The 21,387-nt window shown below is 40.4% G+C and carries 22 protein-coding genes; all 22 read right to left on the reverse strand.

Annotation, left to right across the window (positions count from 1 at the left end; translation table 11 throughout):
• Position 1 precedes the first annotated feature (1 nt).
• Positions 2-1,600, reverse strand: a complete 1,599-nt coding sequence (gene fliF / locus DET59_RS03515; RefSeq protein WP_113968225.1) for a flagellar basal-body MS-ring/collar protein FliF — start codon at positions 1,598-1,600, stop codon at positions 2-4.
• 33 nt (positions 1,601-1,633) lie between these two features.
• Positions 1,634-1,939 carry a flagellar hook-basal body complex protein FliE gene (fliE, locus tag DET59_RS03520; RefSeq protein ID WP_113968226.1) on the reverse strand — a complete coding sequence of 102 codons (306 nt, stop codon included), beginning with the start codon at positions 1,937-1,939 and terminating at the stop codon, positions 1,634-1,636.
• Between the two features lie 17 nt (positions 1,940-1,956).
• Complete coding sequence (flgC, locus tag DET59_RS03525) at positions 1,957-2,418, reverse strand: flagellar basal body rod protein FlgC (RefSeq protein WP_113968227.1); 462 nt, start codon at positions 2,416-2,418, stop codon at positions 1,957-1,959.
• A gap of 2 nt (positions 2,419-2,420) precedes the next feature.
• A complete protein-coding gene (gene flgB, locus DET59_RS03530; protein ID WP_113968228.1) occupies positions 2,421-2,810 on the reverse strand; it encodes a flagellar basal body rod protein FlgB in 390 nt (129 codons plus the stop codon).
• Positions 2,811-3,487: 677 nt separating this feature from the next.
• Positions 3,488-4,267, reverse strand: a complete 780-nt coding sequence (gene codY / locus DET59_RS03535) for a GTP-sensing pleiotropic transcriptional regulator CodY (RefSeq protein WP_113968229.1) — start codon at positions 4,265-4,267, stop codon at positions 3,488-3,490.
• A gap of 100 nt (positions 4,268-4,367) precedes the next feature.
• Complete coding sequence (gene hslU, locus DET59_RS03540; protein WP_113968464.1) at positions 4,368-5,780, reverse strand: HslU--HslV peptidase ATPase subunit; 1,413 nt, start codon at positions 5,778-5,780, stop codon at positions 4,368-4,370.
• Between the two features lie 69 nt (positions 5,781-5,849).
• Entirely contained in the window at positions 5,850-6,392 is a 543-nt protein-coding gene (gene hslV, locus DET59_RS03545) for an ATP-dependent protease subunit HslV (RefSeq protein ID WP_113968230.1), read from the reverse strand.
• Between the two features lie 20 nt (positions 6,393-6,412).
• Positions 6,413-7,312, reverse strand: coding sequence for a tyrosine recombinase XerC (gene xerC / locus DET59_RS03550; protein WP_113968231.1), 900 nt, complete (start codon positions 7,310-7,312; stop codon positions 6,413-6,415).
• A gap of 61 nt (positions 7,313-7,373) precedes the next feature.
• Entirely contained in the window at positions 7,374-8,672 is a 1,299-nt protein-coding gene (gene trmFO, locus DET59_RS03555; protein WP_113968232.1) for an FADH(2)-oxidizing methylenetetrahydrofolate--tRNA-(uracil(54)-C(5))-methyltransferase TrmFO, read from the reverse strand.
• 243 nt (positions 8,673-8,915) lie between these two features.
• Positions 8,916-10,991 (reverse strand): type I DNA topoisomerase, encoded by a 2,076-nt coding sequence (gene topA, locus DET59_RS03560; protein WP_113968233.1) that lies wholly within the window; start codon positions 10,989-10,991, stop codon positions 8,916-8,918.
• A 300-nt stretch (positions 10,992-11,291) separates the two neighbouring features.
• Positions 11,292-12,167 (reverse strand): DNA-processing protein DprA, encoded by an 876-nt coding sequence (dprA, locus tag DET59_RS03565; protein ID WP_113968234.1) that lies wholly within the window; start codon positions 12,165-12,167, stop codon positions 11,292-11,294.
• A gap of 80 nt (positions 12,168-12,247) precedes the next feature.
• Positions 12,248-13,150: a succinate--CoA ligase subunit alpha gene (gene sucD / locus DET59_RS03570; RefSeq protein ID WP_044337414.1), complete on the reverse strand. Its 903-nt coding sequence runs from the start codon at positions 13,148-13,150 to the stop codon at positions 12,248-12,250.
• Positions 13,151-13,166: 16 nt separating this feature from the next.
• Positions 13,167-14,327: an ADP-forming succinate--CoA ligase subunit beta gene (gene sucC, locus DET59_RS03575; RefSeq protein ID WP_113968235.1), complete on the reverse strand. Its 1,161-nt coding sequence runs from the start codon at positions 14,325-14,327 to the stop codon at positions 13,167-13,169.
• Between the two features lie 260 nt (positions 14,328-14,587).
• Entirely contained in the window at positions 14,588-14,869 is a 282-nt protein-coding gene (locus tag DET59_RS03580; protein ID WP_113968236.1) for an EscU/YscU/HrcU family type III secretion system export apparatus switch protein, read from the reverse strand.
• Positions 14,866-16,686: a hypothetical protein gene (locus tag DET59_RS03585; RefSeq protein ID WP_113968237.1), complete on the reverse strand. Its 1,821-nt coding sequence runs from the start codon at positions 16,684-16,686 to the stop codon at positions 14,866-14,868. Before DET59_RS03585 ends, DET59_RS03580 begins: the two co-directional genes overlap by 4 nt.
• A gap of 61 nt (positions 16,687-16,747) precedes the next feature.
• Positions 16,748-17,503, reverse strand: coding sequence for a ribonuclease HII (locus tag DET59_RS03590; RefSeq protein ID WP_113968465.1), 756 nt, complete (start codon positions 17,501-17,503; stop codon positions 16,748-16,750).
• A gap of 100 nt (positions 17,504-17,603) precedes the next feature.
• Entirely contained in the window at positions 17,604-18,470 is an 867-nt protein-coding gene (ylqF, locus tag DET59_RS03595; RefSeq protein ID WP_113968238.1) for a ribosome biogenesis GTPase YlqF, read from the reverse strand.
• Between the two features lie 28 nt (positions 18,471-18,498).
• Positions 18,499-19,038 carry a signal peptidase I gene (gene lepB, locus DET59_RS03600; RefSeq protein ID WP_113968239.1) on the reverse strand — a complete coding sequence of 180 codons (540 nt, stop codon included), beginning with the start codon at positions 19,036-19,038 and terminating at the stop codon, positions 18,499-18,501.
• Positions 19,039-19,226: 188 nt separating this feature from the next.
• Positions 19,227-19,571, reverse strand: a complete 345-nt coding sequence (gene rplS / locus DET59_RS03605) for a 50S ribosomal protein L19 (RefSeq protein WP_032088854.1) — start codon at positions 19,569-19,571, stop codon at positions 19,227-19,229.
• Positions 19,572-19,707: 136 nt separating this feature from the next.
• Positions 19,708-20,442, reverse strand: coding sequence for a tRNA (guanosine(37)-N1)-methyltransferase TrmD (gene trmD / locus DET59_RS03610; protein ID WP_181778051.1), 735 nt, complete (start codon positions 20,440-20,442; stop codon positions 19,708-19,710).
• Complete coding sequence (rimM, locus tag DET59_RS03615; protein WP_113968241.1) at positions 20,442-20,960, reverse strand: ribosome maturation factor RimM; 519 nt, start codon at positions 20,958-20,960, stop codon at positions 20,442-20,444. Before rimM ends, trmD begins: the two co-directional genes overlap by 1 nt.
• Positions 20,961-20,977: 17 nt before the next feature.
• Entirely contained in the window at positions 20,978-21,364 is a 387-nt protein-coding gene (locus tag DET59_RS03620; RefSeq protein ID WP_113968242.1) for a YlqD family protein, read from the reverse strand.
• Between the last annotated feature and the right edge of the window lie 23 nt (positions 21,365-21,387).

Raw genomic sequence — 21,387 nt, forward strand, 5'->3', positions numbered from 1 at the left:
CCTAATCCTCTGATAACCAGGTCCGTAATAATTTTGCAAATTCTTCAGGCTTTTCTTTGGCCATTTTTTCAAGTTGTTTCCGGCGAATCGTTCCTTCTGTTTCCTCTTTAGGCTCAATATCCGGTATATGGACAGGTTCCCTTGATTCTTCGTACGCTATTTCTTCTATTATTTCTTTCTTTCTGGAGCGAATCAGGAAAAATAATAAAAGTAGAATGACAATAAGAAGTATTCCTCCAACCACATAGGTCCACCATGGAAGAACAGATTTTTCTTCAGGTGCCATATCGACTTTCCCTTTAAATGGTTGAACCGAGACGATCACTTTGTCTTCTATTGCTTCGTCTGTCAATTCAGGATTGGCTTCTTTATCAATGGAAGTTCGTACAATGGTCGATAATACTTGGCGGATATCATCCACCCTGTCTTGTGGCAGGGAATTTATCTCTTCAGGATTTGGCGGTTCCACCATAACCTGAATCCCAAGGTCCCTTATTTTATATGGGCTCTCAACTACTTCTTTACGGATACGATTGACTTCATTGTTAATCGTTTCCTCCATCCGTTCATAATCACCGTTTGATTCTGAACCGGAACCATAAGTATCCCCAGTATTTGTTGGCTCATTAGCATCACCGGCTCCAGGTGTCCCACCCGGGTTTGCTCCTTCTCCCGAGAAGGTTTCTGTAATTCGTTGTGCACTTACGGCTATTCCTTCCATGTTTTCTTCATCAACTGGTGTAACAAGGTTTTCTTCACGGTTTTCCTGGGTAAAGTCTATATCAGTTGTAACCGATACAACCACTTTGTTAAATCCAATCAATGTGCCTAACATATTCTGAACCTGACGTTGTATATCACGTTCAATTTCTTTCTTGACATCCATTTGTTGAGCAAAGTTGCCTCCACCCATTGAATTATTTTGAGATTCCAAGTCAAAATACTCAAAAAATTGATTCATGATGACGATATTCTCTGTAGGGAGATCAGGAACACTTTTGGAAACCAGATGGTATAGTGATTTAATCTGCTTTTGATCAAATGTGAAACCAGGATTTGTATTTAATACAATCGAAGCTGATGCTTGTTGTATTTCATCACTTAAGAACACCTGCTTTTCTGGGAGATTGATCATGACTTTAGCATCCTGTACTCCTTCGATTCCTTTCATGAGTTGAGCAAGTTCTGTTTGCATCGCATCCAGCTTCAACACATTAAATTCATTATCAGTCATACCAAACCCGGCATTTTGACTGAAAAAGGAGTAATCAATACTGCCCGAGTTAGGAATACCTTCTGCAGCCAATTCAACCTTCAATGTATCTACTTGTTCTTTAGGAACCATGATGGTTGAGCCACCATCGGAAATCTCCGAGGGGATTCCTCTACCATCAAGATTTTCTTTTATCGTGCCGGTTTCTGAAGGTGATAAATTACTGTATAGGGGAACAAGAGTCGTTCTTGTTGCAAAAAAGCTCACAACACTAATCAGAATGACTGTTATCAGAAAAGTTGCTCCCATACTTATTTTCTGTTTTTTTGTTCTGCTTGCCCAATAAGACTTTATCTGTTCTGTATATTTCTTAAACGAATCATTCATTACAATCCTCCGGTACATGACTGAATGAGTCTACTACATTGGCATTCTCATTATTTCTTGGTACGCTTCTACTACTTTGTTACGCACTTCCATAGTCGTTTGTAATGTGATGCTTGCCTTTTGTGAAGCGATCATCACTTGATGAAGATCAACCTTTTCTCCCCGTACAAGCTTCTCAGTCATTTGATCTGAATGAACTTGCATGGAATTCACTTCGTCAATGGACTGTTTAAGTAATTGACTGAAATTCTCCGTAGCTTCTGAAGGAGAGACATTTTTTTTTGCAATTGACGGACTAATAATTCCAGGATTAATCGAACCTATATTATGTATTGCCATAGATCTATAACCTCTTCCTACTTACCGATTTCCAATGATTTCATTAACATCGCTTTATTCGCATTAAACACAGTAACGTTCGCTTCATATGAACGAGTCGCCGATATGAGGTCAACCATTTCTCGTAATGGATCTACGTTGGGCAGCTGCACATATCCCTCGCCATTCGCATCAGGATGTTCTGGATCGTACACCATTTTAAATGGTGTTTCGTCATCTTCTTCAATTCTGGAAACCTTTACACCACTTCCAACAGTGTGAGTGTCCCTTGTATGCATGGCTTTATTTAAAAAGGAAGAAAATTGATTTTCCTTTGGGGCCATCACAACAGATTTTCTCTTATATGGCTGCCATTCTCCCCCCACCATTTCTCCTCTTGTTGTATCTGCATTCGCCATGTTTGATGAAATGACATCCATTCTTAAGCGTTGGGCAGTAAGGGCAGATGCTGTTGTATTCATACCTGTAAATATCGCCATAATTATTTACCTCCCCTTACAACCGTTTGAAGACTGTTAAACTTACCATTTATTCGATCGGTTAAGGCATTGAAATAGATTTGATTCGAAGCCATTTCTGACATTTCCTGATCTAAATCGACACCATTTCCATTGTGATTATATTGATAAGCTGTTTTGGTTTTAACCGCTGGATGTTGACTACTTGACTGAAAGCTGAAATGTCGTTGATCCGTTTTTTTGGCATCCATTTGTTGAACTGACTGGTCCAGCATTGTCTTAAATTCCACTTCTTTTGCTTTATAATTTGGAGTATCGACATTTGCGATATTTTGAGAAATCACTTTTTGATTTAACGAGGCGTAATTCAGTCCTCTTTCCAGAGTGGTGAAAGTGTTGGAAAATAATTTCACTTAAGGCACCTCTATCCGTTTTTTTGACAAGATACTACTATTTTTTACAAATTTAGCATGCAACAGTATTTATTGTAATGTTTAGCAAGATTAGTGTCTATGAATATTCCGTAAATTTTCAAGAATGAGGGCGTTATTCAAAGAATTCGTGACTTTTAATCTATATTTAACCCTTAAATTACCAAGGATTTTTTACCAATTTAATGTGAATTTTTCTAATTTTATTACATGTATGTTACATATACATGAATCTTTCCGATTGGCTATCATAAGAATAAAATCCGACTTTATGTGGGTTCATGATTGGGGGTTTCACCTATTATCATTCTTTTACACACGAAAATATCACCTTCCAAGAGGTGAATGTCATCATATTACTCATTCTGCCATCTTTATTGATCAAACTGTCGAAAATAGTCGTAACATTGTTGTAACTTTATTGTACTATTCGTGCCATATATGACAATACCTTATGAAAGATTACCAATAGTCCATTCGGCTTATTTTCCCTAAACAATCAGACATTTCCGTCTACAAAAGCGGAGGGGCTTCGCCCAGAGGCGACAAGCATAAGCCCCGGAGCTGGATGATTCAAAAGCGGAGCATGCCTTCAGAAGCGAGCATGAAGGTAACCAAAAAAGCTGTTCCCCATTTAACAGGGAACAGCTCTTTTTGGATTAATTTGTACGAAGTTTATCTAATTCAACTAAGAATTTATTGTTTAATACTTTAATGTAAGTACCTTTCATTCCCAGGGAACGAGACTCAATTACTCCCGCACTTTCTAATTTACGAAGGGCATTGACGATTACTGAACGGGTAATACCCACTCTATCGGCAATTTTAGAAGCAACCAGAAGGCCTTCATTACCATCTAACTCTTCAAAGATATGCTCAATCGCTTCAAGCTCACTGTATGATAAAGAACTGATCGCCATCTGCACGACAGCCTTGCTTCTAGCTTCCACTTCGATTTCTTCCGCTTTTTCACGAAGAATTTCCATTCCTACTACTGTTGCACCATATTCACCCATGATCAGATCATCATCTTCAAAGCTAGCTTCAAGACGGGCAAGAATCAATGTACCCAGTCTTTCTCCTCCACCAATAATAGGAACGATTGTCGTTAACCCATTTTTGAAGAATTCTCTATTTTCAACAGGGAAAGCAGTATATTCACTGTTAACATCCAGGTTTGGAGAAGTCTCTTGAACATTAAACAGGTTTTGAGTATACTCCTCAGGGAATTGACGATCGGCAAGCATTTGTTTCATTCGCTCATTTTCAATTTGCTGATTAATGGCGTAGCCAAGCAATTTCCCTCGGCGACTTACAACGAATACATTTGTTTCAATGACCTTGCTAAGCGTTTCTGACATTTCTTTAAAGTTAACTGGTTTACCCGCTGCTTTTTGCAGCATAGCGTTAATGGTTCTTGTTTTACCTAATAAATTCATTACATTTCCTCCTACTACAACTTAAGTGTATCTATTATTTAATTTTGTATTCTGATTGATTGATTCATCTATCTTTACCCAATAGAATGAATGTGAAAACTTATAGAATAAACTGACTAAGGTCCTTATTCTTAGCTATGGCGCCTAACTTATCATCCACGTACTTAGGTGTGATATTAATCGTTTCCAATGTAATATCAGGAGCTTCAAAGGAAAGATCCTCGAGAAGTTTTTCCATAATGGTATGAAGTCTTCTCGCTCCTATATTATCCGTGTTCTGGTTTACATCATAGGCAATTTCAGCAAGTCTACGAATAGCATCGTCAGAAAATTCAATTTGTATACCTTCTGTTTCCATTAAAGCGATATATTGTTTAATGATTGCGTTATCAGGTTCAATGAGTATACGCACAAAGTCTTCTGTAGATAGTTTCTGTAGTTCCACTCTGATTGGAAAACGTCCTTGTAATTCCGGTATAAGATCCGATGGTTTACTCATATGAAAGGCTCCTGCGGCAATGAAAAGCACGTGATCTGTTTTCACCGAACCATGTTTTGTGACAATCGTAGATCCCTCTACAATAGGAAGGATGTCACGCTGAACCCCTTCTCTCGAAACATCGGCTGAAGATTGGCCAGAGCTCTTGCTTGCTATTTTATCAATCTCATCGATAAAGATGATTCCTGATTGTTCTGCACGCACAATTGCCTCCTGGGTTACTTCATCCATATCAATAAGCTTTTGAGCTTCCTCATTTGTAAGAACGACTCTTGCTTCTTTCACCTTTAATTTACGTTTTTTCTTTTTCTTTGGCATAAAGTTGCTCATAGCATCCTGCATATTCATGCCCATTTGTTCCATACCGGAGCCTTGAAGCATATCAAACATGGATGGCTGCTGCTCTTCTACTTCAATTGTGATGAACTCCTCTTCAAGTTCACCATTTTGAAGTCTTGTTTCCACTATGCGCCTTTGCTCTTGAAGGGAAATCTCTTCCTGCTTTTCTTCCTCTTCATCCGAAGTGCCCTGTGACTGATTACCACCAAAGATCATTTCAAATGGGTTTTTATATGAGGTGGACTTTTTCTTAGATGGTACAACGAGTTCCACTAAGCGGCGGTTAGCATTTTCAGCTGCTCTTTCACGAACACCTACCATTTTCTCCTCTTTCACCAGGCGGACAGACGTTTCGACTAAATCTCTCACCATAGATTCCACATCACGTCCAACATAGCCGACTTCAGTAAACTTAGTAGCCTCTACCTTTACAAAAGGAGCCCTGACAAGCTTCGCAATCCTTCTGGCAATCTCTGTTTTCCCGACCCCGGTTGGTCCCATCATTAATATGTTCTTTGGAATCACTTCATCCTTTAATACATCAGAAAGAAGGCTACGGCGATATCGATTTCGCAAAGCGACAGCGACCGCTCTCTTTGCATCTTTTTGTCCTACAATATATTGATCGAGACGTTCAACAATTTGTCTTGGAGTTAAGTGATCAGTACTCTTCATCAAATGGCACACTCCTTACTTTCCCTATAATGTAAAAGTATATAAAAATTTCAACCTGATGAATAATGTTTATAGCTCTTCAACAATAATCTGGTTATTCGTATATACACATATATCAGCAGCGATTTGTAAGGAAGACCGGGCGATTTCCCTGGCAGATAAATGGTCACCTGCGTATTGTTTTAAAGCTCTTCCAGCAGATAGTGCATAATTACCACCTGATCCAATGGCTAAAATCCCATCATCCGGTTCAATGACTTCACCAGTCCCGGAAATTAGCAGCAAGTGATTTTCGTCCATCACAATCAACATCGCTTCAAGCTTTCTTAACACTTTGTCGCTCCTCCACTCTTTAGCTAACTCAACAGCAGCCCTAGGGAGATTCCCATTAAATTCCTGAAGTTTCCCTTCGAACTTTTCTGATAGTGTGAATGCATCGGCAACTGAACCGGCAAAACCTGCTAATACTTTGCCATTAAATAGCTTCCGTACTTTTTTTGCTGTATGCTTCATCACAACTGCATTGCCAAATGTCACCTGTCCGTCCCCGGACATCGCACATTTGCCTTTATGCTGAACGGCAAAAATAGTGGTTGCGTGGAATTGTTCCATATCCTGACCTCCAACTCTTCTTAAGCACGTGGATGATGTGCTAAATATGTCTTTCTCAACTGATCCTTCGATACATGAGTATATACTTGAGTTGATGATAACTGTGAGTGTCCAAGAAGTTCCTGAACCGTTCTTAAATCGGCACCATTATTAAGTAAATGCGTGGCGAACGTATGTCTTAACATATGGGGGTGGATTTTTCCGGTCAGGGAAGCCTTCTCGATAATCTTATTTAAGATAAGACGTATCCCTCTTTGGGTTAATGCTCCGCCACGATGATTGACCAACAATTGGGTATGGGTTTGATTCTTCATTAACTTAGGGCGGGACTCTGTTATGTATTGTTCTATAGCATCGTGAGCAAAGCTTCCAAATGGCACATATCTCTCTTTGTTACCCTTACCTTTAACAAGGATTGTAGAAAGCCCTAAATCGACGTCCTTCAGCTGTATGCTTGTGCATTCACTTACGCGGATACCCGTAGCATAAAGAAGTTCAAAGATGGCCCGGTTGCGAATGTCTAAAGGCTTGTCTCCTCCGCACACCTCTAACAATGCTTGTATTTCTTCCTCATAAAAAAATTTAGGCAACCGCTGTTCTTTTTTAGGAAGATTCACAAAGGAAAATGGATTATCGGTGAGCTGCTTTTCCCGATTTAAATAGCGGTAAAAACTTCTTAAACTGGATACCTTCCTGGAAATGGAAGATCTCATTAAACCATGATCATGCAGCTTAGTTAAAAAAAGTCTCGCATCAGAATACTCGACATCTTTTAATGAACTTAAACCTTGTTCTTTCATAAATACGTAGAACTCCTCAATATCATGACGATATTGTTCAAAAGTATGAGCAGAATAATGCTTTTCTATTTGTATATATTCAGTAAAGGATTGTAATTGTTCATATAATTGATTTCTCATTTTTAACACCTCACAAGGGCTACTAAATAGTAACACAACCCAGCTGCCCTTGCAATGAATTTTACACTTTTTTCACAAAGTTCTGAATTGTTTCTAATGCCCGGTTGGCATGTTGCTCATTGCGCTCTTTTTTGCCTTTTACCTTTTTGGGCAAATCAGGGAGTAGACCGAAATTAGCATTCATCGGTTGGAAGTTGTTCTTGTTGGCCGTCGTAATATATCTTGCCATACTTCCAATCGCTGTTTCATGGGGGAATACCACGGGTGATTCACCTGTAGCCAATTTCGCTGCATTGATTCCCGCGATCAGCCCGCTGGCAGCAGATTCCACATAACCTTCCACTCCAGTCATTTGCCCGGCAAAAAACAGGTTCTCATGGTCTTTAAGTTGATAGGTATCCTTTAGGACATTGGGAGAGTTGATGAAGGTATTTCTGTGCATCACCCCATAACGGACAATTTCCGCATTCTCAAGTCCAGGAATCAATTGAAGCACTTCTTTTTGCGGGCCCCACTTTAAATGTGTTTGAAAGCCGACAATATTGTAAAGAGTTCCCGCTGCATCATCTTGTCTTAATTGAACAACAGCATATGGTCGTTTACCTGTTTTAGGGTCTTCTAATCCCACCGGTTTTAAAGGGCCAAATAACATGGTTTTCCTTCCCCTGGATGCCATCACTTCTATCGGCATGCATCCTTCAAAGAAAATCTCTTTTTCAAACTCTTTTAAAGGCACCGTTTCAGCTGAAATAAGGGCTTCGTAGAAACGATTGAACTCACTTTCTGTCATCGGACAATTTAAGTATGCCGCTTCCCCTTTGTCATAGCGGGATTTCAAATACACTTTGTCCATATCAATGGAATCTTTCTCAATGATTGGTGCAGCTGCGTCGTAGAAATATAAATGTTCTTCTCCCGTTACTTTTCTGATTTGCTCTGAAAGACTCTCACTTGTAAGTGGTCCTGTTGCTATAATGGTGATCCCTTCAGGTAAATCCGTGACCTCTTCATTATATACCATGACATTCGGGTGATTCTTCACTTTATCAGTGACATGGGCTGCAAATTCGTGACGGTCCACGGCCAATGCTCCTCCTGCAGGAACAGCACAGGCATCGGCTGCTGACATGATGACGGAATCCAAATGCCGCATTTCCTCTTTTAATACACCAACAGCATTGGTTAATGTATTCGCTCTAAGCGAGTTGCTGCACACAAGCTCTGCAAATTTATCTGTATGATGGGCCGGTGTTTGACGTACCGGTCTCATTTCAAAGAGGTTAACCTTTATTCCCCTCTTAGCAATCTGCCAAGCGGCTTCACTACCCGCTAACCCTGCTCCAATAACATTTACTGGCATCTATATAAACCTCCTGGAAATCGATCATTCCTCTTAACCACATTGTATTGTACACCAATGCACAATGATAAAAAAGACAAAAGCACATGATGAATTGGTCTTTTCAACTAAATGCAAACAGAAAAGGGCTGACCCATCAGGTAATAGAGAAATCACCTGTTGGGACAGTCCCTTGTTATATTGTATAAGTTCATTGTTCAACAATCAATCTTTTTTATTGTTCAGACGAACAGGATACTCACACTACTTCTGAGTTTCTTCTTTATAATCACAACTAGTACATTGAATTTGATTACCTTTTTTAAGCTTTTTCTCAACGAGCAATTCTGAACACTTCGGACATTTCCGTTCGATCGGCTTATCCCATGATAAGAAGTCACATTCAGGATATTGGTCACAACCGAAGAAAATACGTTTTTTCTTGCTTTTGCGTTCGATGATATTTCCTTTTTCACATTTTGGACATTTCACACCGATTTCCTTGACGATTGGCTTAGTATTTCTGCAGTCGGGAAAATTACTGCAAGCCATGAACTTTCCATATCGACCCATTTTGAATACCATTGGATGTCCGCATTCTTCACAATCTTCACCGGCAGGTTCATCGCGGATTTCGATTTTTTCCATTTCATTTTCCGCTTTTTCCAAATGTTTTTCAAAATCCTGATAAAAGCGATCGATGATTCTTTCCCACTTCACATTGCCGTCTTCAATATCATCCAGGCTGCGCTCCATATTTGCCGTAAACTCGACGTCAATGATATCCGGGAAGAACTCTCTCACCAGTTCTAAAACGATTTCCCCCAGTTCAGTCGGAATGAAACGCTTATTATCCAATGTTACATAGCCTCTTCGTTGAATCGTATCAAGAGTCGGAGCATATGTGGAAGGACGGCCAATACCCAGTTCTTCCAGAGTCTTGACGAGCCTTGCTTCAGTATACCTTGGTGGTGGTTGAGTGAAATGCTGATTAGGATCAATGCTTTCACTTTTCACTTTATCGTTTTCTTCCAAGGCTGGTAGAAGATTGTCTTTTTCTTCTTTCTGATCATCCGACCCTTCAACATACACTTTCATAAAGCCTGGAAACTTCACTTTAGAGCCGGTTGCCCTAAACATAACGGAACCATTTACAATATCCACACTCATCGTATCCATAATGGCCGGTGACATTTCACTTGCGACAAATCGTTCCCAAATCAATTTATAAAGTCTGTATTGATCTCTTGAAAGATATTCTTTCACTGAAGCCGGATCCCTTAATGTACTCGTAGGACGGACGGCTTCGTGGGCATCTTGGGATTTTTGTTGTTTTTTCTCTTTACGCTCAGACTGCTTAACGAAGTCATTCCCATATTTATTAACGATGTATTCGTTCGCTTCTTTTTGAGCCACTTCAGAAATACGAGTCGAGTCAGTTCTCATATAAGTAATAAAACCAACCGTGCCTTCTTTCCCCATCTCAATTCCTTCATATAATTGTTGGGCAAGCATCATCGTTTTCTTTGCACGGAAGTTTAATTTTCTCGCTGCTTCCTGCTGTAGTGAAGAAGTTGTAAATGGCGGAGCGGGATTCCGTTTTCTTTCCTTTTTTGTTACTTTATTAATTTCAAAGGACTTCCCTTTTACTTTACCAAGCACTTCTTTCACATCTTCTTCGGTCTTCAATTCAACCTTCTTACCGTCCATTCCGTAAAACGATGCCTGGAATGTATCGTTCCCTTTTGTGAACTCAGCTTCTATTGACCAATACTCTTCTGGAGTAAAGCTTTTGATTTCATTTTCCCGGTCAATAATTAATCTTAGTGCGACAGATTGCACTCTCCCTGCACTTAGACCCTTTTTAACTTTCTTCCAAAGGAGCGGGCTGATGTTGTAACCCACTAATCGATCTAAAATCCTGCGTGCCTGTTGAGCATCGACTAAATCCATATTGATCGCGCGTGGATGCTTAAAGGACTCTTTAATCGCATCCTTCGTAATCTCATTAAATACCACACGACATTCGGAAGTGGTGTCCATGGCAAGGCTGTGAGCCAAATGCCAGGCAATTGCTTCCCCTTCCCTGTCGGGGTCAGCCGCGAGGAAGATTTTTTTGACTTTTTTGGCTGCTGTTTTCAATTCTTTTAATACAGGGCCTTTACCGCGTATCGTTATATACTTAGGCTCAAATTCGTTTTCTACATCAACGCCCATTTGACTTTTCGGTAAATCTCTGACGTGGCCCATTGAAGCCCTGACCTTATATTTTTTTCCTAAATAACGCTCAATTGTTTTCGCCTTTGCCGGCGACTCTACTATTACTAAATAATCTGCCATCCAATTAGCCTCCTTAAAGAGGGAAATAATCACTGTTTATAGCACCTTGGAATGTTTATGATCCAAGTGAAACGGAAACGTTTACACTTTCATTCACATAGGTATAAAATTGATATCAGTGTAGATAATCACTACTTTTAACGATTTATTTCTCTTATATATAGTTTTAGATACCTGTTGCAAAATGTATAACAGTTTCACAATAATTGCAACCATTTTGTATAAATAACTCGTTATTATTCAATCATTCATGGGAAAAACCCTACTTTATTAAAAGATTCTATATCATATTATCTTAATTTATACTCCCAGTTCTGAAAAAATATCTTCTATTGATAGGACCATTCTTGCACCTTCCTGGATTAGACTGTTGGTTCCTTCTGCTAACGGCTCATGTATGGATCCTGGTATACATAATACTTCTCTTCCCTCATTTAATGCATAATCAGCCGTGATGAATGTCCCGCTCTTTTTTCTTGCCTCCGTAACAAGCACTGCGTCGGTAAGACCGCTGATGATCCTATTTCTAAAAGGAAATTGCCATTTTTCCGGTTTAATATACGGGGGATATTCAGAGAGGAGAAGCTGATGCTTCATCATATGATGGGCTAACTCTTCATTTCGCTTCGGATAAATGTGGTTGAAACCTCCACCTAGGACTCCTATCGTTTGGCCGCCTGATTGAATCGTTTCGTTATGAGCCACCGTATCTGCACCTTGCGCTAGTCCACTTACAATGACTACTTCTTTCTTCACCAGCTGTGGAATCATATCGTGAAGAATTTTTTCCGTATAAGAGGTGGCATTTCTCGAACCAATAATGGCCAATTTCTTTCGTCCATGAAGGAGATTCCTGTTTCCTTTTAAAAAGAGAAGAAAGGGGGGATCATATACGTTTCTCAGTAGAGCAGGGTAATCTTCGTCCATAATCGTGATCCAGTCTATATCATGCTCTGAATAAAGCTTTTTGTATCGGTCTGAATTAAATGAATGAAGGTCTCTATAGAAGAGTTCTGAATTGACTGCGGTAGAAAGGGTTATTTGTTGGAGCGTGGAAGGGGATAAATCAAAGATAGAGTGTAATTCCTGGAGAGATTCTAGTATTCTTTTTGTTCCTTTCAATCCAATTCCCCGACAATGATGAATATGAAATAGAATATGACGACGGTCTTTCATTTATAACCTCCTGGATTTTCTTTAATAGAGAATATAAAACTGAGACTGATAGCATGAATGCCATCAGTCTCAATATATGATTAATGAGTTTTACATTTATCTAAGATTCCTTCTTCTTTAAGAACCTTTATTAATGTTTCGCCCATATCTGAAGGTGTAGGAGCAACTTGAATTCCGCATTCATTCATAACGCGAATCTTCTCATCAGCTGTTCCTTTACCGCCTGAAATGATCGCACCTGCATGGCCCATACGTTTTCCTGGAGGTGCTGTACGTCCTCCAATGAATCCTACTACAGGCTTAGTCATGTTGGCTTTAACCCATTCAGCAGCTTCTTCTTCAGCAGTACCGCCGATTTCACCAATCATGATGACGGCATACGTATCTTCATCTTCATTGAATGCTTTCAATACATCGATAAAGTCTGTTCCGTTTACAGGATCTCCACCGATACCCACTGCCGTTGACTGGCCGATTCCCGCTTGGGAAAGTTGGTGAACTGCTTCATACGTAAGTGTCCCAGAGCGTGAAACAACCCCTACATGACCTTTCGTATGGATGTAACCGGGCATGATCCCGATTTTACACTCTTCAGGAGTGATGACTCCTGGACAGTTCGGTCCTACAAGGCGTGTTTTCTTGCCTTCCATATAACGCTTAACCTTCACCATATCCAGTACCGGGATATGTTCTGTAATACAGATTGCCAAATCAAGCTCGGCATCTACCGCTTCCATGATTGCATCTGCTGCAAACGGAGCAGGAACATAAATGACGGATGCATTTACGCCAGTTGCTTTCTTTGCTTCTTCAACTGTATTGAAAACAGGTACGCCTTCAACCTCAGTTCCGCCTTTTCCAGGTGTGACACCCGCCACGATTTGTGTACCGTATTCAAGCATTTGCTTCGTATGGAAAAGAGCTGTTGATCCTGTAATCCCTTGTACAACAACCTTGGTATCTTTATTAATAAATACGCTCATTAGTCCCCCGCCTTTCTCAGCCTACTTGCTCAACGATTTTTTGTGCGCCGTCCGCCATAGATTCAGCTGCAATGATATTCAATCCTGATTTATTAAGGATTTCTTTCCCTAAGTCAACATTTGTACCTTCAAGACGAACCACAAGTGGAACTTGAAGACCGATTTGCTTAGCTGCTTCTACAACACCTGTTGCAATAACATCACATTTCATGATTCCGCCGAAGATATTGACGAAAATACCTTTAACGTTTTCATCAGAAAGAATGATTTTAAATGCTTCTGTTACCTTTTCCGCTGTAGCACCGCCCCCAACGTCAAGGAAGTTAGCGGGATCTCCGCCGTAATGCTTCACGATGTCCATCGTTGCCATGGCAAGACCAGCGCCATTTACCATGCAACCGATATTTCCGTCCAGGGAAATATAGCTTAGGTCATATTTAGAAGCTTCGATTTCTTTTGCATCTTCTTCTTCAAGATCGCGTAATTCAATCACATTTTTTTGACGGTATAATGCATTTGAATCGAAGTTGAACTTCGCATCCAATGCCATTACGTCTCCATCACCCGTTACAACCAAAGGATTGATTTCGACAATAGAAGCATCCTTTTGGACGTACACGTTGTAAAGACCCATCATGAACTTAGCTGCTTTTCCAACAAGTTTTTGAGGGATATTGATATTGAACGCAATACGTCTCGCTTGGAAACCTGTTAATCCAACAACTGGATCAATGTACTCTTTAAAGATTTTTTCCGGTGTTTTTTCTGCTACTTCTTCGATTTCCGTTCCGCCTTCTTCAGATGCCATCAGGACAACTTGGGAAGTCGCGCGGTCGAGTACCAGACCTACGTAATATTCTTTCTTAATATCACAGCCTTCTTCGATAAGTAAGCGCTTTACTTCCTTACCTTCAGGGCCTGTTTGGTGAGTTACTAAAGTTTTACCGATTAACTCATCTGCATATGTACGCACTTCGTCCAGGCTTTTAGCGATTTTCACTCCGCCAGCTTTACCTCGACCACCTGCATGGATTTGGGCTTTCACTACATACACGCTGGAATCTAATGTCTTCGCCGCTTCTACTGCTTCTTCAGCTGTAAAAGCCACTTTACCATTTGGTACGGATACCCCGTAATTTCTGAGGATTTCTTTACCTTGATATTCATGGATATTCATTTTCCATCCTCCTATCAAACTCTTCAAAAAATAGACTGCGCTTTCATTGTATAAAATGACAGTATATCTGTCTACCATTATGCTAAAAATATTATATTAATTTTAAAATTCCGAACTTAAGATAGTAGAATTGCTCCATATTTTCCATTGTTTTTGAAGGATTGATCCTTGAAATTATTATTCTTAAAAAATATAATCCGCTATTCTATTTCGTACTCATACCCCTTAGTGACATGAAGTATATTAGATTGGCAAAGAAATTATCCCTTCCCCGCTATATCCCGATCTAAGCGATAGATGAAAGCAAAAACCTCCGCTACAGCGCCATATAATTCTTCAGGTATTGATTCCCCTATATCCAGGTTTCCAAGAAGTGAGAGTAAGCTCTTGTCTTCTTGTACAGGTATTTGATGGTCTTTTGCTTGAGCCAAAATGTTTTCAGCAATGATTCCCTTCCCTTTAGCAAGGACCTTTGGAGCCGATTCACTACTTTGATTATAGCCTAAAGCAATCGCTTCTTTTCTTTCATGAGGGTTTTTCATATCTTTAAATCAACTCCCGAAAACGTTTTAAAGCGTTCTTCCATGATTTTATCAGAAAGCTCAACCTGCTTATCCGGAGCTTTCACCTTTACCATTGATAGTTGATAGTCCAGCTTCTCCAGACCTTCTTTTAATCCAGGAATAAATGATCTGGACATTCTCTCTGCGTTTGGGTGGTCATTCCAAACGGTCAAGGAGACCACTCGGTTTTGAACCTGCATATCGATTAATGTCTGTTTCATGATATCCAGTTCTAAATAAAATAAAACCCGGCAGTAGTCTCCATCAATCACACCTTTTTCTTTCTCTTTACCTGTCCATTGAAGGGTGATATCGGTGCTCTGTCCAAATAAAGAAAATGGGAATTGTTGTACGATTGTGAGAAAAGGAGAACTCTCCTGTGATTGAAGCACCTGGTGGTTCATCTTGAGAACAAGATCATCGGCTAGCATTCGAATATCTGCGAGTGGGTGATTTTGACTTAGCCCGATGAGATGCTGCTTAATTGTTGGATGATTTTGAAGCTCTTGGCCATTTTTTTGTAACTGGGCTTCCAAGTTAATCCCAAACGTTCCAATTACTTTTTTCAACACCCTTGCCAGTTCTTCTCCCCGGATCGTCTGAGTGAGTTCTTGTTCTATCTGAAGGTGCAGTTTTTGAAACAGCTGTTCCATGTTCGATGCAGGTGCGCCTCTTCCATAGGACTGCAAGAGCCTCATATAGTTCATCTCAATGGACCGCCACTTTCCCTCTCCAACCACTCCCATCAGCTCTTTAGCTGCCACAAAGGAAGGTTCGTCCCTTTCTCCATTTAGTACAGTCTCCATGCTCAATATAATATCCATCCATTTACCGATAAGAGTACCAGAAAGCCTTGGAATATCCCGACCCATGCCGGTAGTTGTAGATAGAAGCTGATCCAGGTCATTCCGAAGCTTTACGGGAGCTGGACCTGGATGATTGGCCAATTGGGTTCTTAGAAGATCTATCTTCCTTTCCCACTGCCCGTGTGAAGACTGTTTCAGTTCTTCTACAACCGTTGTCTTTAACCCTTTCCTCCATTGATTCATGGGGATTTCTTTCGGAAAGACTCCCAGTGATTTCAATAGATCGAAATGGCCTAATCGATTAGAGAAGGTTTGGGAAGTATCAACTAAACGGGATAATGCATTTATCACTAGTCTTTCTGACGCCAGCCTATTCAACGGTTTCTGGACCCCTGTAAGTAAATGGAGTGTGGCCATATCCCTTCCAGTCCCGCTTAACTTTGAAGCCAGCTCATTTAACTTGGATAATATGCCATCTGTTGAAGTTCCCGATTTCATGGAGAGAAAGACCCTGTCAGAAAGCGGCATGTTCCTCTTAGCCATTTCAACCAGGGTTTTCACACTTTCTGATGAATCTTTCCCTTTCAAATGTTTCTCTCCGAATACTAGCAGTTCTTTATGAATGGGAATGTTTTTTTTCATGAGCTCCATAACAAATTCGTTCATTTCTTTGCCATTTGTTGATATGGAAAAATGCTGTAATAGATTCGCTGCTGCATGCTTTCCATTTTCCACTCCAGTTTGTCCACGGTTTGGGATTAGATGTAGACTTACATTACTTTCAGATTGCTTCACTTCTACCCAATAACGTTCACCAGCTTCCATTGGTGCTTCAATTTTCGCAATAAACCGTTGTCCATTGGCTGACACCACTGCATTGCCCTCTCCTAACAGCTTATGGACACTGATATATAGAACTTTTCCACTTTGAATGGAAAAGGGCCTTTGGTCAAGGGGCTGTTTACTGTTAATACCATGAATATGGGTCATTTCCCTGTCTCCCGTTCATTGTGAATCATAGTCGTTTTATACAGTCCATCCGGCTGCTATTCTATAGCAGCTCCTTCACAGGTGCAAAGCTCTTTCGATGAATGGGGGTCACTCCTAATTTCTCCAGCCCTCCTAAATGATCCTTTGTGCCATATCCTGCATTCCTCTCAAACGCATATCCAGGATAGGTGCTGGCATACTCCTTCATCAGTCTGTCACGAGTTACCTTGGCAATGATGGAAGCTGCGGCAATGGATATACTTTTCGAGTCGCCTTTAATGATCGACTGACTCGGAAAGGGCGATTGAATTTTCATCGCATCGATCAGTAAATACTCTGGCTGAACCGGCAGGCTGACGATCGCTTCACTCATAGCCTTTTTTGTAGCCTCATAAATATTTATGAAATCAATTTCATCCGCATGTACCATTCCGACTCCAACAGATATTGCATGTTCCCTGATGTATTCATAGAAGTCTTCTCTTCTTGCTTCTGTTATCTTCTTGCTATCATTTAATCCCGCCAAATAGAAGTCATGAGGGAGTATGACGGCAGCCGCCACCACAGGACCTGCAAGAGGACCTCTACCTACTTCATCGATTCCTGCAATGAGGGTGAATCCCTGTTGGTAAAGTTCACGTTCATATTGAGTTAGGACGCCAAATTCTTCTCTTTCCTTCTCTCGTTTCATCTGCTCGCGTTCAATCTGTTTTAATAGTTTTTGGACCCCAATTCTTTCGTCCTTCTTCAACTCATCAAGAATCGGATCATGAGCAGAAGCAGACCTGATGATTTCCCTTATTTCTTTAATGGTCATATGTACTGTATTCACATTGCTCCTCCTTTTTATATCGGATGTACTTTACATAAATAAAGAGGCTGCGCAAAAGAGATTCCCCCTTTTTACAGCCTCTTTATTATTCGCTCTCCCGCTCAGTCTCACCAATGATATCAAACGTCATCGGTCCTAATTGTACATTTCGAATGTCACGGACGATAAGTTCAGATGTCTTGTCATAATTCACTTCTCCACCAGCCATCAGACAGCCTCTTTTAGTTCCGATTTCATTAAAGCTATCCACTACTTCTTCAGGTATTTCTTCAAGGCCGTAGCGCTCTTCTAATCGGTCTGGATAGTGCTCTTCAAGAAATCGCAAACCATAAACGGCGATATCCTGTAAATTCAGGATGGTATCTTTAATGGCACCGGTCAATGCCAGTTTATATCCAACTTGAGGATCTTCAAACTTAGGCCATAAAATACCCGGCGTGTCGAGTAGTTCAAGCTCTTTCCCCACTTTGATCCATTGCTGGGCTTTTGTCACTCCAGGAGTATTCCCTGTTTTCGCTATATTTTTCTTAGCCAGGCGATTGATTAATGTGGATTTCCCTACGTTAGGAATACCGACAATCATGGCTCTTATGGCACGAGGTCTCATTCCTCTTGATTTCATGCGGTCGAACTTTTCTTTTAATATTTCTTTAGCGGCTTGAACTATGACTTGAAGTCCTTTGCCAGCCTGTGCATTTACAGCAAGAGCTGTTATTCCTTGCTCTTTAAAATAAGAAATCCACTGATTCGTTCTATTTTTATCTGCCATATCTGCTTTATTTAACAAAACAAGTCGCGGCTTTTGTCCAATAATTTCTTCTATCATTGGATTTCTTGACGATAGCGGTATTCTCGCATCTACTAATTCAATCACAATGTCTACAAGTTTTAACTTCTCAGTAACTTGTCTACGAGCTTTAGCCATATGCCCTGGGAACCATTGTATTGTCATATGACCACCTCCAAACAACTTTTTTCTATTATTTCACGAAACCTATATCTTTAACAGGCCAATAGATCACTTTTGTATCACCAATCACTTCTTCCATTGGAACTGTACCGATGTGACGACTATCTTTACTGAAACGGCGATTGTCACCCATCACAAAAATTTCCCCTTCTGGAACAGTGCCTTTTTCAATGATATCATTCAAAGTGAAATCTTCTGTTAATACACCATCATTTAATTGATCTTTATACTCTTGTAAATATGGCTCAGTATACGCTTTTCCATTAATATATAATGTATCATTTTTGTACTCTACTTCATCCCCCGGGAGCCCGATGACACGTTTGATATAATCCTTTTGTTCAGGTGCATGGAAAACGACGATATCAAATCGCTCCGGCTCCCCTAATTTACTCACAATCATTCGATCTCCATTATGTAAAGTAGGCATCATTGATAATCCATCGACAACAATAGGTGCAAATAAAAAGAATCTGATAATTGCAGCTAAACCTACTGCGATCAACAGTGCCTTCATCCACTCCCACCACTCATTTTTCTCTTTAACCACATCTCCACCACCCAATGTATTTTTCTATCTTTTTCTATTCTACTAGAAATTCTTGTATTTCTCATTAAAAAAAAGGTGGCTTCATTAAAATAGGCAGTCCGTCTGTCCGACGTTTCGTTTATTACACAAGAAAAGGTCTTCTAGAATAAGGAAAAGGAGCTTGTCTCCAAGCTCCTTTTCTTACGTTCTTATCGAATTTCTTTAATACGAGCCGCTTTACCACGCAGATTACGCAGGTAATAAAGTTTCGCACGACGGACTTTACCGCGACGAATAACTTCTAATTTAGCGATTTTTGGTGTGTGTACTGGGAAAGTACGCTCAACACCTACACCGTAAGAAATTTTACGAACAGTAAATGTTTCGCTGATACCGCCACCGCGGCGTTTGATTACTACTCCTTCGTATACCTGAATACGTTCACGAGTACCCTCAACGATGTTAACGTGTACACGTACTGTATCACCAGGACGGAAAGATGGTAGATCAGAGCGAAGTTGTTCTTTCGTAATATCTTCGATTAATTTGTGCATCTTTTTCAACTCCTTCCAACAGATGCTCTTACAAAAGCGATAGATTGCAGCGGAACATCGGGATCAATGGCAACAGGGGATAACCCCTCAAGCCACAAAGAATATAATATCACACAGACAACCAGGATGCAATAGCCTATTTAGACTTTCTCCAATCCTCTATCCAGGCTTTTTGTCGATCTGTGAGTGTATAGCTTTCTAATAGATCCGGTCTTCTTTCAAAGGTTCTTCTCAGACTCTCCTTCTCTCTCCATTCATCTATCAGACGATGATTCCCTGAGATCAGCTCATCTGGTACCTTCATCCCCCTAAAGTCCGACGGCCGGGTATAATGGGGATGCTCAAGGAGTCCTGATGAGAACGAATCCTGAATGGGTGAATCCTCATTCCCAAGCACCCCAGGAAGCAGGCGAACTACACTATCGATGACAACCATGGCGCCAAGTTCTCCACCAGTTAATACATAGTCTCCAATCGAGATTTCGTCCGTTACAACATGCTCCCTGATACGCTCATCGTAGCCTTCATAATGACCGCATATAAATACGAGATGTTCTTCCTTAGCAAGTTCCTCTGCCTTTTGTTGTGTATAGCGTTCACCCTGCGGGCACATCAGGACGACCCTTGGCTTTGATTGTTTCTCATTCCTTAAGGCATCGACCGCATCAAAGATAGGCTGTGGCTTCAATACCATTCCGGCTCCTCCACCATAAGGATAATCATCAACTTGATTATGTTTATTATCAGCGTATTCTCTGAAGTTAATTACATTGTAGCTTACGGCTTCTTTTTCGTAAGCCTTCTTAAGAATCGATTCACCAAAGATCCCCTCGAACATAGCCGGGAATAGAGACAGGACATCAATCCTCATCATGACAACAAGCCTTCCATCGGTTCAATCGTAACGAGCTGTTTCTCTATGTCGATTGTCTTCACGATATCCTCTATGTAAGGGATAAGGTATTCTTTCCCTCTTTGACCCTTCACAACCCATACGTCGTTCGCTCCCGGGCTTAGAATCTCTTTTATGGTCCCAAGCTCTTCCCCGGCAGTGGTTAAGACCTTACAGCCAACGATTTCGTGGAAATAGTATTCTCCTTCTTCAAGTTCCTGTAATTGGTCTTCTTGTACCTTCAGGATACCTTCTTTAAACTTCTCAACCTCATTGATATTTTCATACCCTTCGAAGGTCAATAAATCAAAGCTCTTATGATTTCTATGAGATTTGATCACGAGACTGATCGGTTCCTGGTTTTGACCTTGAAACAAATAAAGTGTGTTCCCTTTTTGATATCGCTCCTCGGGAAAATCTGTCGTAGAAACGATCTTTAATTCTCCTTTAACTCCGTGAGTATTGACAATCTTACCTACATTAAACCACTTTTCCATCACTTTCACCTCTTGCCTCAACGAATTTCTTTCACAATACCATCTTCAATAATAATTGTCTTAGAAAGTGCTTCTTCTTCCCAATTGTCACCAACTTGAATGTCAACCATACCTTGGACTTCCTTTTCCTTTAGCTCGCTTCCAACAGGAAGGATATTTAACTGCTCGATTTGGAAATCCAAGAGCTTGATCTTTTCAGCCCGCTCATTCAATTCTCTTTCGAAGTGCTGGTTTAATTTATGAGAAGGGTATTTCTTACCACGTTCAATCTTTTTCATTTCGAACTGTAACTGATCGCTTTCCTTGGCTAAATGAAACTTTTGATTCTCATATCGTTTCATTAACAGATCCTTACTCTTTTCTGTTAACACCTGTTTAATCGTAATCGTATGTATCACATTCAACAGTTCTTCCTCCTCCTTCTATT

Source organism: Rossellomorea aquimaris (assembly GCF_003315075.1).
GTDB classification, from domain to species: Bacteria; Bacillota; Bacilli; order Bacillales; family Bacillaceae_B; genus Rossellomorea; species Rossellomorea aquimaris_C.